Genomic DNA, 16,306 nt, shown 5'->3' on the forward strand with positions numbered 1-16,306 from the left:
TGTCGGCTCAGTTTAACGAGCGTCCGTATCCCACCACCGTTCTCCCGCATGGTGAGACGCCGGACGCCCGCTACGGCAGCCTGCCCGGCGTGCCGCCCGGCACTCGGAACGTGCCCTGGCTCACAACCGCGCGGACGGTCACGTCGCCGGCCGGATGCCCAGCGGGTCGCCGATCTCCTGGGCCATCACCCGGCCCGCCTCGAGCTCCAGAATCTCGTCACCGATGTTCGCCTGGTCGGTGTCGAGGCCGTCCAGCTCCTCCAGGGGCTGGTTCAGGCGGACGTGGATCAGGACGGACTGGAGGGCGCGCAGCACCGCGGAGGCCATCGGTCCCCAGTTGGAGAAGTACGAGAACTGCCACCACCACAGGGCCTCGGTGGTGCGGCCCGCGCGGTAGTGGACCATCCCGTGCCGCAGGTCGGTGATGATGTCGGCGAGGTCGTCGGAGATCCGGCCGGGCACCGGCGCCTTGCGGGGCTCGTACGGGTCGAAGACCTCGGAGTAGACGTCGACGGGGTCCAGGAGGCGGGCGAAGTTCTCGCGGATGCCGTCCACGTCCGGTTCGGGGCCCGGGTCGGGCTCGTAGCGGTCGTCGGGGACGATGTCCTCGTGGGCGCCCAGCCGGCCGCCGGCCAGGAGGAGCTGGGAGACCTCGAGGAGGAGGAAGGGCACCGTCGAGCCGGGTTCGTCGCCCTTCGCCACCTCCGTGACAGCCACCAGGAAGCTCTCGACCTGGTCGGCGATCTGGACCACGAAGTCGTCCGGGTTCTGCGCCGAGGCGTGCAGTGTGGCGTCAGACATCTAGGAGTCGTCTCCCCTCGAAGGCGCGGCCGAGGGTCACCTCGTCCGCGTATTCCAGGTCGCCACCCACCGGGAGGCCGCTGGCCAGGCGGGTGACCTTGAGGCCCATGGGCTTGATCATGCGGGCAAGATACGTCGCCGTGGCCTCGCCCTCCAGATTGGGGTCCGTGGCCAGGATCAGCTCCGTGACCGTCCCGTCGGCCAACCGCGCGAGAAGTTCTCGGATACGCAGGTCATCGGGACCGACTCCCTCGATCGGGCTGATCGCGCCCCCGAGCACGTGGTAGCGGCCCCGGAACTCGCGGGTTCGCTCGATCGCGACGACGTCCTTCGGCTCCTCCACCACGCAGATGACCGTGCGGTCGCGGCGCGCGTCACGGCAGATGTTGCACAGCTCCTCCTGCGCCACGTTGCCGCACGTCGCGCAGAAGCGGACCTTCGCCTTCACCTCCAGGAGCGTCTGCGCGAGCCGTTTCACGTCGGCCGGCTCGGCCTGGAGGATGTGGAAGGCGATCCGCTGCGCGCTCTTGGGACCGACGCCGGGCAGCCGCCCCAGTTCGTCGATGAGGTCCTGGACCACGCCTTCGTACAACGGACTGCCTTTCCTGGAGACCTTTCGGTACGTACGGTAGTCGGCACCCGCCTTCGCGTGGAAGGCGGCGGGGTCAGAACGGCAGGCCCGGGATGCCGCTGCCGCCGCCCAGCCCCTGCGCCAGCGGGCCGAGCTTCTGCTGCTGGAGCGACTGCGCGTTCTCGTTGGCCGCCTGCACGGCCGCCACGATCAGGTCGGCGAGGGTCTCGGTGTCCTCCGGGTCCACCGCCTTCGGGTCGATCCGCAGCGCGCGCAGCTCCCCGGAACCGGTCACGGTGGCCCGCACCAGACCGCCACCGGCCTGCCCGTCGACCTCCGTGTTCGCCAGTTCCTCCTGCGCCTGCTGGAGGTCCTGCTGCATCTTCTGGGCCTGCTGGAGCAACTGCTGCATGTTGGGCTGGCCACCGGGGATCACGATCAGCTCCTCGCCGTCTTCTCCGACGTCCTTCTCGACGTCTTTTTTCTCCGTCGTCACTGAGCCTACGTGGTCCACGCGGCCATCGCCCCGCCACTCTTTCGAGTGAGAACTTCGGGAGTCCTCTACCTGATCAAGACGCACTTCCGGGCGGAAAAACCGGGGAAGGTCCCTCCCCGCCACCCATTGGGCGGTAGGAAGGGGGCCGCGCGTCGGCAGGGCATGTCACGCGATGTGACCGGTCGTGATCAGTAGGGAGTGCCGGGTGGGTCAGCCGGAGATGCAGCCCGAGGGTCCGCCTCAGGACGGGCGGGGCGAGGGCGCGGCCGGGCTGCGGCCGGGCGACCTGGCCGGGTGGGCCTTCCCGCTCGGCGACTGGGCGGAACCCGCCGAACGGCTGGACGAGCTGTACCGGTGGGTGGAGGGCCGGGCGCTGGAGACGGCCGCGTGGTATCTGCGGGACCGGGTCCGCAAGCGACTCGGGGCGCGGGTGCTGCGGGCGGGCACGGCGGCCGGAACCGTGGTGGGGGCGGCGCTGCCCCTGCTGGACCTCACCGGGGTGGCCGGCGGGATCGCCCCCTGGGGCTGTCTGGCCCTGCTGCTCGCGGCGTCCTGCGCCGGCGCCGACCGGTTCTTCGGGGTCACCTCCGGCTGGATGAGAGACGTGGCGACGGCACAGGCGGTGCAGCGGCGGCTCCAGGCGCTCCAGTTCGACTGGGCGTCGGAGTGCGTGCGGGAGGTGCTGGGGCCGGCGGAGGGGACGGCGAGCGAGGCGGCCGAGCGGTGCCTGTCGGTGCTGCGGCGGTTCTCCGAGGACGTCACCGAGCTGATGCGCACGGAGACGACCGACTGGATGGTGGAGTTCCGGACGGGTGCGGTGCCGCTGGGGATCCAGACGGCGGTGACGTCGGTGCCGCGGCAGGAGACCGGGGGGTCCGGCAGCCGCTTCCCCCTGCCGCCGGCGAACGGGAGCCGGCCCAACATGCCCAGACAGCGCCCGCCCGAGCCGCGCTAGGCACTCCGCTCACCCCGTCACTCCTTGCGGTACGTCAGGCTTTCCCCGCCGTTCGCCTTCGACCGCTTCAGGCGGCCGTCCGGCAGCAGGGTGACCTCGGTGGCCTCACCGGGCGAGCAGGAGGAGGCGGGCGCACCGCTGGTGACGGTGGAGGGCCCGATCTCCAGCGGCCCGCCGGTACCGGGCTCGGCGGCGAGCGTGCCCTGGAAGACGCAGTGGTAGGTCCCACCGCCCTCGGTGGGCCCGTCCGCGACCAGCGTCAGCACGGTGTCGCCGACTCCGCCCTGCCGGAGGGTGAGTTCGCGGGTGTGGGAGCCGTCGGCGTTGTCGATGGTGGTCCGCCAGGAGCCCAGGTAGGCGTCCGGGACCGCGCCCGCCGCGGAGGCGGACGGCGACGGCGCCGAGGTGGCCGGTGCGGGCGTCCCGGAGGTGGCCGGGGGCGCGGAGGTGAGGGTGGGGACGGGGCTGACCGTGCCGCCGCCCTTGTCGTCGACGCCGCTGCCGTTCTTCATCAGCGCGTACACCGTGCCGCCCGCGCCCAGCGCGACGACCAGGGCGACCACGACGAGCAGCGCGGTGGACCGTCCGTTGCGCCGCTCCGTCTCCCCCGGCACCCCGACGGTCGTCGGCCCGTACGACGGGGTGCGGCCGAGCCCGTCGGCGTACGGGTTGTACGGCTGCGGCGCCCCGCCCCAGGCCCCGGCGCCGGGCTGCCGCGGATACCCGTAGGCGGCGGGCCCGGGGTGCTGCTGCGGATGCTGCTGCGGGTACTGCTGGGAGTACTGCTGCGCGTGCGCGGGCCCGTACGCGCCGCCGGGTACGGCTCCGAAGCCGGGCGGCGCCGGCGGCGTGCCGGGCGGCGGCGCCGGGGCGGGGACGGCGGCGGGCGGATGCCCGGCGCCCCCGGCGGACATCGGGCCGCCGGGCGGAGCCGGCACCCCGTCGGACACGGCGGCGTGCTCGGGCGACGCACCGGCACCCACGGAGGGCGCCCGGCCCTCATCGGCACTCCCATCGGACGCCCCCGTCGCGGCGCCGGACGTGCCCGCTGCCCGCAGGGGCGGTGCGAGCGGGAAACCGTCCGCCGACGCCTCCGTCCCCACGGCACCCGCATCCGCACCCGCGGCATCCTCACCCGTGCCGGACGACGACCGCCCCGGGCCGCCTTCCGGGCTCTCCACCTCCAGCAGCCGCACGGCGTGCCGGCCCAGCTGCGCGACCAGCGAACCGGGCAGCCAGGGGTCCCGGGCCCGCCCGTCGGCCACCGTGTCCTGCGCCCCGGTCCGCTCCAGGATCGCGTCGAGCGAGGGCCGGGCCCCCGGTTCCTTGCGCAGGCAGTCCCTCACCAGGTCGGCGATCCCCTCGGGCACCCCCGTCAGGTCCGGCTCCTCCTGGGCGATCCGGAACATCAGCGCGTGCACCCCGCTGTCGGCGCTCCCGAAGGGCAGCGTCCCGGTCGCCGCGTGGACCAGCACGGAGCCGAGGCAGAACACGTCGCACGCCGGCGTGATCCGGTCCCCGCGCACCTGCTCGGGCGCCATGAACCCGGGCGATCCGACGAGCGACCCGGTCCGGGTGAGCCCCTCCCCCGCGGCGGTGGCCGTCTCCAGGGCCCGCGCGATACCGAAGTCGATCACGCGTGGCCCGTCGATGGTCACGAGCACGTTCGACGGCTTCAGGTCCCGGTGCACGATCCCCGCCGCGTGGATGTCCTTCAGCGCGTGCGCGAGCCCCGCCGCCAGGATCCGCACCGACCGCTCGGGCAGCGCCCCGTGGTCGTGCCCGACGACCTGCTGGAGGCTCGGCCCGGCCACGTATCCGGTCGCCACCCACGGCACGGGCGCCTCGGTGTCCGCGTCCAGCACGGGCGCGGTCCAGTACCCGCCGACCCGCCGCGCGGCCCGCACCTCCTGCCGGAACCGCGCCCGGAACTCCTCCTGCTCGGCCAGTTCCGCACGGACGAGTTTCACGGCGACGGTACGTCCCCGTTCCGACCGGGCCAGATACACGTGCCCCATGCCGCCCGCGCCGAGCCGCGCCAGCAGCCGGTAGGACCCGATCCCCTGGGGGTCCCCCGGTCCCAGCTTGTCCATCCCCGTGCCGCCCTTCCCCCCATAGGTCGCAACGGACCGAGAATAGTGCGGGGGCGCGGCGGCGGGCGCGGGCCGCTGTCTACGGTTGCGTAACAGGCTCGCCGGGGCCGTCCGCGGCCCCGCCACCGGCCCGGTGCGCCGACGGCCTGTCGACACCTTGTCGCGAATTGCCCCTGTCCACGGAACAGGACGCCGATACCCCTTCCGCATCGCGGACATTTACCCTCGCCCCCATGACCCCTCAGCCCCGCCCCGACGCCGGCGCCGCAGTGAAGGCCGCGGACCGCGCGCACGTCTTCCACTCCTGGTCCGCCCAGGACCTCATCGACCCGCTCGCCGTCGCCGGCGCCGAGGGGTCGTACTTCTGGGACTACGACGGCACGCGCTACCTGGACTTCACCAGCGGACTCGTCTTCACCAACATCGGCTACCAGCACCCCGAGGTCGTCGCGGCGATCCAGGAGCAGGCCGCGAGGATGACGACCTTCGCGCCCGCGTTCGCCGTCGAGGCCCGCTCGGAGGCGGCCCGGCTGATCGCCGAGCGGACCCCCGGCGATCTGGACAAGATCTTCTTCACCAACGGCGGCGCGGACGCCGTCGAGCACGCGGTGCGCATGGCCCGGCTGCACACGGGCCGCCCGAAGGTGCTCTCCGCCTACCGCTCGTACCACGGCGGCACCCAGCAGGCCGTCAACCTCACCGGTGACCCGCGCCGCTGGGCCTCCGACAGCGGCAGCGCCGGCGTCGTCCACTTCTGGGCGCCGTTCCTCTACCGCTCCCGCTTCTACGCGGAGACCGAGGAGCAGGAGTGCGCGCGGGCGCTGGAGCACCTGGAGACGACGATCGCCTTCGAGGGGCCGGCCTCCATCGCCGCGATCGTCCTGGAGAGCGTCCCCGGCACCGCCGGGATCATGGTCCCGCCGCCCGGCTACCTGGCCGGTGTCCGCGAGCTGTGCGACACGTACGGGATCGTCTTCGTCCTGGACGAGGTCATGTCCGGGTTCGGCCGGACCGGCGAGTGGTTCGGGGCCGACCTGGCCGGTGTCGTACCCGACCTGATGACCTTCGCCAAGGGGGTGAACTCCGGTTACGTCCCGCTCGGCGGGGTGGCCATCTCGGCGCGGATCGCCGAGACCTTCGGCAAGCGCCCCTACCCCGGCGGCCTCACCTACTCCGGTCACCCGCTGGCCTGCGCCGCCGCCGTCGCCACGATCGGCGTGATGGCGCGGGAGGGCGTGGTCGACAACGCCCGGCACCTCGGCGAGACGGTCGTCGGCCCGGCCCTCGCCGCGCTGGCGGACCGGCACCCGAGCGTCGGCGAGGTGCGCGGCGTCGGCATGTTCTGGGCGCTGGAGCTGGTGCGGGACCGGGAGACCCGCGAGCCGCTGGTGCCGTACAACGCGGCCGGCGAGGCCAACGCCCCGATGGCCGCGTTCGCGGCCGCCGCCAAGCGGCACGGCCTGTGGCCGTTCGTGAACATGAACCGCACGCACGTCGTACCGCCCTGCACCGTGACCGAGGCGGAGCTGAAGGAGGGCCTGGCCGCGCTCGACGCCGCGCTGGCCGTCGCCGACGAGTACACCGTGTGACGCCGCGGCGCCAGAACCGAGGCTGCCGCCGGGCCGGTCCGAACGCGTAAGGTGACGTGCTCGTAAGTGATACATAGGCGCGTTGATCGCGCCTGTGTACGAGTACGTCAACCCCGGACCTGTGAGGAGAGGCACGGAGCATGCCCGGTACCGGCGCCGTGACGCGCAGCACCCTGCGCCAGCAGATCGCGGACGCGCTCCGGGACGAGGTGCTGGCGGGGCGGCTGCGCCCGGGCCGGGCGTTCACCGTCAAGGAGATCGCCGACCAGTACGGCGTCTCCGCCACCCCCGTCCGCGAGGCGCTGGTCGACCTGTCCGCGCAGGGCATCCTGGAGGCCGACCAGCACCGCGGTTTCCGCGTGCCCGAGTACTCGCTCGCCGACCACCGGCACATGATCGAGGCCCGCAGCCTGGTCACCGACGGCATGTTCCAGGCCCTCGTCGCGGACCACCCCGCCTTCCGCACCCCGCCGGACGACCCGCGCACGGCCGCCGCCCTGGCCACCGTGCGCCGCCGCGGCGAGGAGGCCCAGCGGGCCGCGGCGGCCGGGGACCTCACGGTCCTGGTCGGCTACGACCTGCGGTTCTGGCGCGAGCTGAGCGCCCTGTTCGGCAACGCCTACCTCGGTGACTTCCTGCACCGCCTGCGGGTGCAGTCCTGGGTCTGCGCGGTGCAGCACCTGCTCCGCCTGCCCGACCTGCGCGGCCGGCTCTGGGCCGGGCACACCGAGCTGGTCGACGCCCTGGCCCGCCGCGAGGCCCGGGCCGCCCGCGCGATCGTGGCCGCCTCCAACGCCCACGCGCTGGCACTGCTGGAACGCCTGACCAACGGGTAGGTGACCGGTACGGCCCCTGGGGGAGACCGCCTCCGGGCCCGACGCACTACCCTGCCCTGACCACCTGCTGTCGTGCGTGACCCCGCGCCTGCCGATGCGAGGAGCCTCTTTTGGCCTGTGACCTGTGGCTGGTACCGCTCGTGGACGTGTTGTGCCACACCCCGGACAACCCCTTCGCCGAGGAACTCGCGCAGTACAACAAGGCGTTGGCCGATTCCGGGCTGCCGCCGGTGCCGGTGTACCAGTACATGCCGGGTCTGTCCGGTGACGTCGCCCCGGTCGCCGGATTCGACTACGACGCCCTGCACTTCCTGCGCCGCGCCCACCTGCTCCAGGTCTGCGGCCTGCCGGTGACCCCGGTGGACGAACTGGGCGGGGACTACGAGCAGTTGCTGGAGATGTTCGAGACGACCGCGCAGCAGTCGCACCTGGTCTGGCACTACGACCACGCGGGCGCCTACGTCCCCGTGGACTTCCCGCACCCGCTGTCCAACGAGGAACTCCTCGCGGGCGGCGGCCCGCTGGGCAGCTCCCAGACCCTGCTGCGCGAACTCCAGCACGTCGCCCAGGTCATCGGCATCGACCCGGCGAACCCCCCGGCGCCGCCCACCCCGCCGGCCGGTCCGACGGAACTGGAGGAGCCGGCCGTCCCCGCCCCCTACGACCCCAGCCCCTTCGCCCGCGAGCGCCACGTCTGGCTGGGCCTGCACGCGGCGGCGACCCGCTCCCTGGCGCAGGGCTCGATGATCGTGTTCAGTTGAGGCACGCCACCACCGCGGCGGGCCGTCACGGTGGCAGGCCGGGCACGCGGCCGATGAGGTGGATCACCGGGGGCCACAGCACCCCGCTCGCCATCAGCAGCGAAGGACCGAGGTGCACCGGGCACACCCACAGGGGCGGCCGGTCGTGGCGGGTGATCTCGAAGACGGCGGGGTCGGAGCAGTCCGTGCCGCCGGCCTGGTGGCCCTCACCGCCGTACGGGCCCCGGCATCGCGCGTTCCGGTGGACGCCCATACCTCGATTGTGCACCGTTCACCACACAGCGGCGCCCGCCGCCGTGCCCGGGGGCACGACGGCGGGCGCTGCCGCGAGGCGGCTAGAGGAACGAGTTGATCTCGATCGTCTCGTCGCGGCCCGGGCCCACGCCGATCGCGGAGATCGGGGCGCCGGACATCTCCTCCAGGGCCTTGACGTAGTTCTGGGCGTTCTTGGGCAGGTCGGAGAAGGACTTCGCCCCGGTGATGTCCTCGGACCAGCCCGGCAGGGTCTCGTAGACCGGCTTCGCGTGGTGGAAGTCGCTCTGGGAGTACGGGAGTTCCTCGACGCGCTTGCCGTCGATCTCGTACGCCACACAGACCGGGATCTGCTCCCAGCCGGTCAGGACGTCCAGCTTGGTGAGGAAGAAGTCGGTCAGGCCGTTGACGCGGGTCGCGTAACGGGCGATGACCGCGTCGAACCAGCCGCAGCGGCGGTCACGGCCGGTGGTGACGCCCCGCTCGCCGCCGATGCGGCGCAGCGCCTCGCCGTCCGCGTCGAGCAGCTCCGTCGGGAACGGGCCGGCGCCGACACGGGTCGTGTAGGCCTTGAGGATGCCGATCACGCGGCTGATCTTCGTCGGGCCCACGCCGGCGCCGGTGCAGGCGCCGCCCGCGGTCGGGTTGGAGGAGGTGACGAAGGGGTACGTGCCGTGGTCGATGTCCAGGAGGGTGCCCTGGCCGCCCTCGAACAGGACGACCTTGTCGTCCTCCAGCGCCTGGTTCAGCACCAGGACGGTGTCGGCGACGTACGGCGCGAGCTTCTCCGCGTACGTCAGCAGCTCCTCGACGACCTGGTCGACGGCGATGGCCCGCCGGTTGTAGAGCTTGGTGAGGATCTGGTTCTTGGCGTCGAGGGCCGCCTCCACCTTCTGGGTGAGGATCGACTCGTCGTACAGGTCCTGGACCCGGATGCCCACGCGGTTGATCTTGTCGGCGTAGGTCGGGCCGATACCGCGGCCGGTGGTACCGATCTTGCGCTTGCCGAGGAAGCGTTCCGTCACCTTGTCGACGGTCACGTTGTACGGCGTGATGATGTGCGCGTTACCGCTGATCAGGAGCTTGGACGTGTCAACGCCACGCTCGTTCAGACCGCTCAGCTCGGAGAGCAGCACCGACGGGTCGACGACGACACCGTTGCCGATGACCGGCGTACAGCCGGGCGACAGGATTCCGGAAGGAAGGAGGTGGAGTGCGTACTTCTGGTCGCCGACGACCACCGTGTGGCCGGCGTTGTTGCCACCCTGGTATCGCACCACATAGTCGACGGAGCCACCGAGCAGGTCCGTCGCCTTTCCCTTGCCTTCGTCACCCCACTGAGCACCGAGCAGCACAAGTGCGGGCACGCGCGTACACCCCTTCCGGGCGGGGCATGTCCAAGGTCGGGGGCGTGGGCGTAAGGTTCACCGCCGCGTGCCACAGCGACCGCCGTTGGTCGCCGACCGTCGGACCGGATGCCCCGGAATAGACGAAGCCCCTGGCGCAATAGCGCAAGGGGCTCTTGCACAAAGATGCTACCCGAGGAAGCGAGGCAGGACCGAGGTGGCGACTTTCGCGACGTCCGATCAGCTGCTGGTGATCATCGATCCGGCGGCACGGCAGACGGACGGAGAGTCCGTGCGGATCGCGAAAGACGTGCTCAGCGCGGGTGCGGCGGCCAAGGTGTGTCTACCGGAGGGGCCGGAGGAATTCGCCCGCGCACTGGGCCGAAGGGGGTCCCGGCGGCCGGTCGTGATCGGTGACGGCCGGGCTCTGGTGCGCACCGTCACCCTGCTGCACCGGCACCGGGAGCTGGCCGGGTGTGCGCTGTCGGTGGTGCCGGTGGGGGACAGCGCGCTCGCCGAGTCCCTCGGGGTGCCCGCCGGGACGGTGGCGGCGGCGCGGGCCGTGCTGGACGGCGCGGAGCGGCGGCTGGACCTGCTGGTGGACGACAGCGACGGGGTGGTGCTGGGCACGCTGGGCATCCCTTCGGCGCCGGTGCGGGTGGCCGCCGCCCAGCCGGTGCACGTCCTGCTGGGCCGGCCCTGGTACCGCTCCCTGGTCCGTCCCCTGGCCACGCGTCCGCTCCGGCTCCCCGCCGTGCCCTCCCCGGGGCCCACCCGGCTGAGGGTGGAGGTCGACGGCGCGACGCTCGTGGACCTGGACCAGCCGGTGGAGACGGTCTCGGTGACCCCCGGCTCCCGCGGGATGGCGGAGGTGGAGGTCCGCCCGCTGTCGGTGGGCGCGGCGGCGACCCCGCTGCTGACCTCCGGCCACACGGTGACGGTCACCGGGGCGGACTTCCGCTACCGGGCGGACACGGCGGTGGCGGGGCCGGTACGGCGGCGGACGTGGCGGGTGGAGGAGGGGGCGTGGGGGCTGGTGCTGCCCCGCCGCGCCGTCACCGGGGGTCCGGCGGCGATGACGGACCTCTGACCCGCGCCGGCCCCGTCCCGCCCCGGTGTGCCGCGTCGCGCCGGCGCGGTCAGCCGATCTCCACGCTCAGCCCCCGCAGGCCCCGGATCACGAAGCCCGGCTTGCGTTCCGGTTCCGCCGCCAGGGCCAGCGTGGGGGCCTGCCGGAGCAGCGCCGACAGGGACGCGGCCAGCTCGATGCGGGCCAGCGGGGCGCCGATGCAGTAGTGGATGCCGGCGCTGAAGGAGACGTGCGGGTTGTCCGCGCGGGTGAGGTCCAGGCGGCCGGGGTCGGCGAAGACGGCCGGGTCATGGTTGGCGGAGCCGAAGAGCAGGGCGATCTCCGAGCCCCGGGGGATCGTGGTGCCGTCGATCTCGATGTCGTCCAGGACCCAGCGTTCGAAGAGCTGGAGCGGGGTGTCGTAGCGCAGCAGCTCCTCGACCGCGGCGGGGACCAGACGGTGGTCGGCGCGCAGGTCCGCCAGCCGGCCGGGGTCGCGGAACAGGGCCCACCAGCCGTTCACCGTGGCGTTGACCGTGGCCTCGTGGCCGGCGTTGAGCAGCAGGACGGCGGTGGAGATCATCTCCTGTTCGGTGAGGCGGTCGCCCTCGTCGTGGGCCGCGATCAGCCCGGAGACCAGGTCCTCCCCCGGCCTGTCGCGGCGGGCCGCGATCAGTTCCCGCAGGTAGTCGGAGAACTCCACCGACGCCCGTACCGCCCGGGCCGCCGTCTCCCCCGGCGGGTTCAGCTCGTACATCCCGCAGATGGCCGCCGACCAGGGGCGCAGCTGCGCCCGGTCCGCCTCCGGGATGCCCAGCATCTCGGCGATCACCGCGACCGGCAGTGGTTCCGCCACGTCCGTCAGCAGATCGCCGCCGCCCTCCCGGACGAGCCCGGCGACCAGGTCGTCCGCCAGCCGGCGCACGTACGGCTTGAGCCGCTCCACCGTGCGCGGGGTGAACGCCTTCGACACCAGACGCCTGATCCGGGTGTGGTCCGGCGGCTCCAGGTCGAGCATCCCGTGGTCGTTGAGGGTGTGGAACGGCTCGTGCTCCGGCGGGGGCGCGCTCCGGCCGAACTCCTCGTGCGAGAAACGGTGCCGGTAGGTGCGGCCGAGGCGGCGGTCGCGCAGCAGCGCCGAGACGTCCGCGTGGTGCGGGACGAGCCACTGGTCGGTCGGCTCGTACCGGATCACCCGGCCGCGCGCCCGCATCTGCGCGTAGGCCGGGTACGGGTCCGCGACGAACGCCGGGTCCCAGGGGTCGAAAGCGAGATCGGTGAGGCCTGCCATGCGGGGACGCTAACGTGTGGCACCGCGTCCGGCCAGGGTGCCGTTCTCCGGCCGGGCGCGGGATCGCGGCCGCGTCAGCCGGGCGTCACCAGCCGCGCCTCGTAGGCGAACACCGCCGCCTGGGTGCGGTCCCTCAGGCCCAGTTTGACCAGGACGCGGCTCACATGGGTCTTGATCGTCGACTCCGCCACGACCAGCCGCCCGGCGATCTCCGCGTTGGACAGGCCCTGGGCGATCAGGACCAGCACCTCCGTCTCGCGTTCCGTCAGCTCTCCGAACGCCGCCTGCGCCGCCGGCATCAGGCGCGGTGCCTCGGACAGCCGGGAGAACTCGGTGATCAGCCGTCGGGTGACCGTGGGCGCGAGGAGGGCCTCGCCGGACGCCACCACCCGGACGCCGTCGGCCAGCTGCCGGGCCGAGGCGTCCTTCAGCAGGAAGCCGGAGGCCCCGGCCCGCAGCGCCTGGTACACGTACTCGTCGAGGTCGAACGTGGTCAGCACCAGGACCTTCGCCGCCGCGTCCGCGGCCACGATCTCGCGGGTCGCCTCGATGCCGTTCAGCTCCGGCATGCGGATGTCCATCAGCACCACGTCCGGGGCGAGCCGCCGCACCTGGCCGACCGCCTCCCGGCCGTTGACGGCCTCGCCGACGACCTCGATGTCCGGCATCGCGTTCAGCAGGACCGAGAAGCCCTCGCGCACCATCATCTGGTCGTCGGCGATCAGCACGCGAATGGTCATGCCTCGTCCTCGTGCACGGCGGCCGGCACCGGCAGGAACACCGTCACCTCGTACCCTCCGCCGTCCGTCGGGCCCGCCGTCATCTCGCCGTTCAGCATGGCGACGCGCTCCCGCATGCCCGTGATGCCGTGCCCGGCGCCGGGCGAGGGCTTGACCAGGTGCGGGGCGGGCGGCGGGTCGTTGACGACGCGCAGGCCCAGGCCGCCGAGGACGTACGCAATCTCGACCCGCGCGTCCGCGCCCGGCGCGTGCCGCAGCGTGTTGCTCAGCGCCTCCTGCACGATCCGGTACGCCGACAGCTCCACGCCCTGCGGCAGTTCCCGCACCGCGCCGGTCACCGTCCTGCTCACGTCCGGGCCGGCCGCCCGCACGTTGGCGAGCAGCCCGTCCAGGTCGGCGAGGGTGGGCTGCGGGGCGTCCGGCGCCTCGTAGTCCTCCGCGCGTACGACGCCCAGCACGCGGCGCAGCTCGGTCAGGGCCGCCACCGCGTTCTCCCGGATGGTGACGAAGGCCTTCTCCAGCTCCGGCGGCGGATTCTCCACCCGGTAGGGCGCGGCCTCCGCCTGGATGGCCACCACCGACATGTGATGGGCGACCACGTCGTGCAGCTCGCGGGCGATGGTCGTGCGCTCCTCCAGCAGTGTGCGCCGTGAACGCTCCACCGCGGTGACCGTCCGCTGCGCGGACACCTCCCGCTGCGCCTGCCGGCGGATGTGCCGGACGGCGACGACCAGCAGGGCCAGCGCGGAGAGGACCAGCATCGGGCCCACGTCGGTGCCGTCGTGCTCCCAGCCGAAGAGTCCGTCGGTCCACACCCCGTACAGGCCGGTCAGCGCCCACATCCAGGCCGCCGTGCGCGGGCGGGTGCGGGCCGCCACGATCGTGAGCACCAGCAGATGGGACAGGAAGCTGCCCGGCAGCCACGGCCAGCTGCCCCAGCGGCTGCTGCCGACGACGTCGGCCACGCCGGTCGCCAGGAGCGACACCCAGAACGCGCCGACCGGGCGCACCAGCGTCAGCAGGACCGGGGCCGCGGCGAGCAGTCCACCGAAGACGGAGGGCCCGCCCACGGCCGTGTTCACCGTTCCGACGAGCAGCGCCACCAGCGCGCCGGCCACCACCAGCGCGTGCGGTGTCCAGACCGCGTACGCCCGGGGCCGGCCCGACAGACGGCGGGTCAGCGGGCCGCCCCCGGCCGCGGGGGCCAGCGGACGGTAGGCGAAGGCGTCGTGGAACAGGTCCTGCCACAGCCCGCGCAGAGCATCCACGGCCAGCCGGAACTCCGGACTGCGGGGCCTGCCGGACACGGACGGCCTCATCGGCTGTGTGTGCGTCGTCTCGGTCACGAACAGAACGGTAGGCGCAGGCGGGACCGCGGTCGTCAGCAGTGAGACGGGCGTTCGGCGTCCGCCGGAAGTACTACGGAGGGTGGGGGGCGCGGGTCAGTGGGTGGAGGGGCGGACCAGGCCGGATTCGTAGGCGAAGACCGCTGCCTGGGTGCGGTCCCTGAGGCCCAGTTTCAGCAGGATCCGGCCCACATGTGTCTTCACGGTCTGCTCGGCCACGACCAGCCGTCCGGCGATCTCCGCGTTCGACAGGCCCTGGGCGATCAGCGCCAGCACCTCCGTCTCCCGCTCGGTCAGTTCGCCCACGCGTTGCCGGAGCGGGAGCCGCGGGGAGCCGTCCAGCCGGGAGAACTCCGCTATCAGCCGGCGCGTGATGCCGGGGGCCAGCAGCGCGTCGCCGGCCGCCACGACCCGGACCGCCTCGGCGAGCTGGTCGGCGGAGGCGTCCTTGAGCAGGAACCCGGAGGCCCCCGCGCGCAGCGCCTCGTACACGTACTCGTCCAGGTCGAAGGTGGTCAGCATCAGGACCCTGATGCCCGGGTGGTCCGCGGTGACACGGCGGGTCGCCTCGATGCCGCCCAGTTCGGGCATGCGGATGTCCATCAGGACGACGTCCGGGGACAGTTCGGCGACCCTGGCGATCGCGTCCCGGCCGTCCACCGCCTGTCCGACCACGTCGATGTCCGGCTGGGTGTCGAGCAGCACGGTGAAGCCCTGCCGGACCATCTGCTGGTCGTCGGCGACGAGTACGCGAATGGTGCCGCTGGTGCCGCTCGTCATGCGATCGGTTCTCCTGACGGGGTCGGGGGCGGGGCCGGGCCGGGCGGGAGCGCGGACGGCGTGCCGTCCCGGGGGAGGAAGGCCGCCACGGTGAAACCGCCGGCCGGGGTCCCGGCCGCCGTGACGGTGCCGCCGAGCATCGCCGCCCGCTCGCGCATGCCGAGCAGCCCGTGCCCGGCGCCCGCGGAGGGCGGGCCGGGGTGCCGCGGCCGGGAGTTGGTCACGTCCAGGCGCACACCGCTCCGGAGGTGCGCGACCTCCACCCGCACCCGGGACCCGGGGGCGTGCCGCAGGGCGTTGCTCAGCGCCTCCTGCACGATCCGGTACGCCGACAGCTCCACCCCGGGAGCGTAGGGCCGGGCCTTGCCCGTCACCTCGCCGGTCACGTCCAGGCCCGCCGCGCGGGTGTTCTCGATCAGCGCGTCGAGCCGGTCGAGCGTGGGCTGCGGGGCGTGGGGCGCCGCCCCGGTGCCGGGATGTCCCAGCCCGTACGGGTCCTCGGGGTTCTCCGAACGCAGCACACCGAGCACCCGGCGCAGCTCGGTGAGCGCCTCCAGCGCGTTCTGCCGGATGCCCGCGAGGTTCTCGACCAGCTCCCGCGACGGCTGCTCGACGAGGTGCGGGGCCACCTGCGCCTGGATGGAGATGACCGACATGTGGTGGGCGACCACGTCGTGCAGCTCCCGCGCGATGCGGTTGCGCTCCTCCAGCAGGGTGCGGCGGGCCCGTTCCTCGGCGGTGAGGGTGGTCTGCTCGACGAGCTGGGCGCGTGCCTCCCGACGGCCGCGCAGGGCGCTGCCGAGCACCACGACGACCGTGGACAGCACCACCGCGACGACCCCGGTGGGCTCGTGGTGCGCCCCGCCCCACCCGGCCTCCAGGAGGTAGGTGAGCAGCGCGGTCAGGGCCAGCGCCCCGACCGCCGCCCCGGTGCGCACCCGCAGGGCGAGCAGCAGCAGGACGAGGAGGTGGGCGATGATGCCGGCCACGGTCCAGGGCCAGGTGAACGCCGGCCCGGACACGCTGCCCAGCCGCCCGTGGACCTCGACCGCTCCCACCAGCGTCCCGGCCAGGGACAGCCACCAGCCCGCGACGGGCCGCCACAGTGCGAGGACGACCGGGCCGCCCGACGCGAGACCGATCACGAAGGCCGGCCAGGGAGCCAGGTTCCCGTCGCTGCCGAGCTGTGCCACGCCGCCGAACGTCACCCCGAACGCGGCCAGGCACAGCACGCCGTGCGGCAGCCAGCGCAGCCACACGGAGGCGGGCAGCGGATCGGGCCGTACGGTCCACAGGTCGTCGCGCAGGACCCGCAGCCAGCGCCGGATCCAGCCCGTGAGCACCACGAACACCCGGCGGCCCCCCGTTCCCGTCACGCGC

16 protein-coding genes are annotated in these 16,306 nt (G+C 73.3%); 5 read left to right on the plus strand and 11 right to left on the minus strand.

Annotation, left to right across the window (positions count from 1 at the left end; translation table 11 throughout):
* Window positions 1-138 precede the first annotated feature (138 nt).
* From AB0F03_RS32640 to AB0F03_RS32650, 3 genes are all read right to left on the minus strand, one after another.
* Window positions 139-801 carry a DUF5063 domain-containing protein gene (locus AB0F03_RS32640; RefSeq protein WP_361998688.1) on the minus strand — a complete coding sequence of 221 codons (663 nt, stop codon included), beginning with the start codon at window positions 799-801 and terminating at the stop codon, window positions 139-141.
* A complete protein-coding gene (gene recR / locus AB0F03_RS32645) occupies window positions 794-1,393 on the minus strand; it encodes a recombination mediator RecR (RefSeq protein ID WP_356821517.1) in 600 nt (199 codons plus the stop codon). The genes AB0F03_RS32640 and recR overlap by 8 nt, the downstream gene beginning before the upstream one ends.
* A gap of 73 nt (window positions 1,394-1,466) precedes the next feature.
* Entirely contained in the window at window positions 1,467-1,808 is a 342-nt protein-coding gene (locus tag AB0F03_RS32650; RefSeq protein WP_361998830.1) for a YbaB/EbfC family nucleoid-associated protein, read from the minus strand.
* Between the two features lie 265 nt (window positions 1,809-2,073).
* Here AB0F03_RS32650 and AB0F03_RS32655 point away from each other — a divergent pair, with 265 nt between their 5' ends.
* Window positions 2,074-2,823, plus strand: a complete 750-nt coding sequence (locus AB0F03_RS32655) for an SLATT domain-containing protein (RefSeq protein ID WP_361998692.1) — start codon at window positions 2,074-2,076, stop codon at window positions 2,821-2,823.
* Between the two features lie 17 nt (window positions 2,824-2,840).
* On the opposite strand, the gene AB0F03_RS32660 is transcribed toward AB0F03_RS32655, so the two are convergent.
* Window positions 2,841-4,916, minus strand: coding sequence for a serine/threonine-protein kinase (locus AB0F03_RS32660; protein ID WP_361998695.1), 2,076 nt, complete (start codon window positions 4,914-4,916; stop codon window positions 2,841-2,843).
* Between the two features lie 233 nt (window positions 4,917-5,149).
* Here AB0F03_RS32660 and AB0F03_RS32665 point away from each other — a divergent pair, with 233 nt between their 5' ends.
* The 3 genes from AB0F03_RS32665 (at window position 5,150) to AB0F03_RS32675 (ending at window position 8,102) form a co-directional block, all read left to right on the plus strand.
* Window positions 5,150-6,505: an aspartate aminotransferase family protein gene (locus AB0F03_RS32665; protein ID WP_361998698.1), complete on the plus strand. Its 1,356-nt coding sequence runs from the start codon at window positions 5,150-5,152 to the stop codon at window positions 6,503-6,505.
* A 140-nt stretch (window positions 6,506-6,645) separates the two neighbouring features.
* Window positions 6,646-7,341, plus strand: a complete 696-nt coding sequence (locus AB0F03_RS32670; RefSeq protein WP_361998701.1) for a GntR family transcriptional regulator — start codon at window positions 6,646-6,648, stop codon at window positions 7,339-7,341.
* A gap of 110 nt (window positions 7,342-7,451) precedes the next feature.
* A complete protein-coding gene (locus AB0F03_RS32675; protein WP_361998704.1) occupies window positions 7,452-8,102 on the plus strand; it encodes a hypothetical protein in 651 nt (216 codons plus the stop codon).
* Between the two features lie 25 nt (window positions 8,103-8,127).
* Here the strand turns inward: AB0F03_RS32675 and AB0F03_RS32680 are convergent, their stop codons facing one another.
* Together AB0F03_RS32680 and AB0F03_RS32685 are read right to left on the minus strand one after the other, a co-directional pair.
* Complete coding sequence (locus tag AB0F03_RS32680; protein ID WP_361998707.1) at window positions 8,128-8,355, minus strand: hypothetical protein; 228 nt, start codon at window positions 8,353-8,355, stop codon at window positions 8,128-8,130.
* 82 nt (window positions 8,356-8,437) lie between these two features.
* On the minus strand, window positions 8,438-9,721 hold the full coding sequence (locus AB0F03_RS32685) for an adenylosuccinate synthase (RefSeq protein ID WP_361998710.1): 1,284 nt from the start codon (window positions 9,719-9,721) through the stop codon (window positions 8,438-8,440).
* A 196-nt stretch (window positions 9,722-9,917) separates the two neighbouring features.
* On the opposite strand from AB0F03_RS32685, the gene AB0F03_RS32690 reads away from it, so the two are divergent.
* Window positions 9,918-10,790, plus strand: a complete 873-nt coding sequence (locus AB0F03_RS32690) for a diacylglycerol kinase (protein ID WP_361998712.1) — start codon at window positions 9,918-9,920, stop codon at window positions 10,788-10,790.
* Window positions 10,791-10,839: 49 nt separating this feature from the next.
* Here the strand turns inward: AB0F03_RS32690 and AB0F03_RS32695 are convergent, their stop codons facing one another.
* The 5 genes from AB0F03_RS32695 to AB0F03_RS32715 form a co-directional block, all read right to left on the minus strand.
* Window positions 10,840-12,060, minus strand: coding sequence for a cytochrome P450 (locus tag AB0F03_RS32695; protein ID WP_361998714.1), 1,221 nt, complete (start codon window positions 12,058-12,060; stop codon window positions 10,840-10,842).
* Window positions 12,061-12,134: 74 nt separating this feature from the next.
* A complete protein-coding gene (locus tag AB0F03_RS32700) occupies window positions 12,135-12,800 on the minus strand; it encodes a response regulator transcription factor (RefSeq protein ID WP_361998717.1) in 666 nt (221 codons plus the stop codon).
* Window positions 12,797-14,119 (minus strand): histidine kinase, encoded by a 1,323-nt coding sequence (locus AB0F03_RS32705; RefSeq protein ID WP_361998832.1) that lies wholly within the window; start codon window positions 14,117-14,119, stop codon window positions 12,797-12,799. Before AB0F03_RS32705 ends, AB0F03_RS32700 begins: the two co-directional genes overlap by 4 nt.
* A 123-nt stretch (window positions 14,120-14,242) precedes the next feature.
* Entirely contained in the window at window positions 14,243-14,926 is a 684-nt protein-coding gene (locus AB0F03_RS32710) for a response regulator transcription factor (RefSeq protein ID WP_361998719.1), read from the minus strand.
* Window positions 14,923-16,302 carry a sensor histidine kinase gene (locus AB0F03_RS32715; protein WP_361998722.1) on the minus strand — a complete coding sequence of 460 codons (1,380 nt, stop codon included), beginning with the start codon at window positions 16,300-16,302 and terminating at the stop codon, window positions 14,923-14,925. The genes AB0F03_RS32710 and AB0F03_RS32715 overlap by 4 nt, the downstream gene beginning before the upstream one ends.
* Window positions 16,303-16,306 lie beyond the last annotated feature (4 nt).

Origin of the sequence: Streptomyces sp. NPDC028722, assembly GCF_040637655.1 — a bacterium.
Lineage (GTDB): Bacteria > Actinomycetota > Actinomycetes > Streptomycetales > Streptomycetaceae > Streptomyces.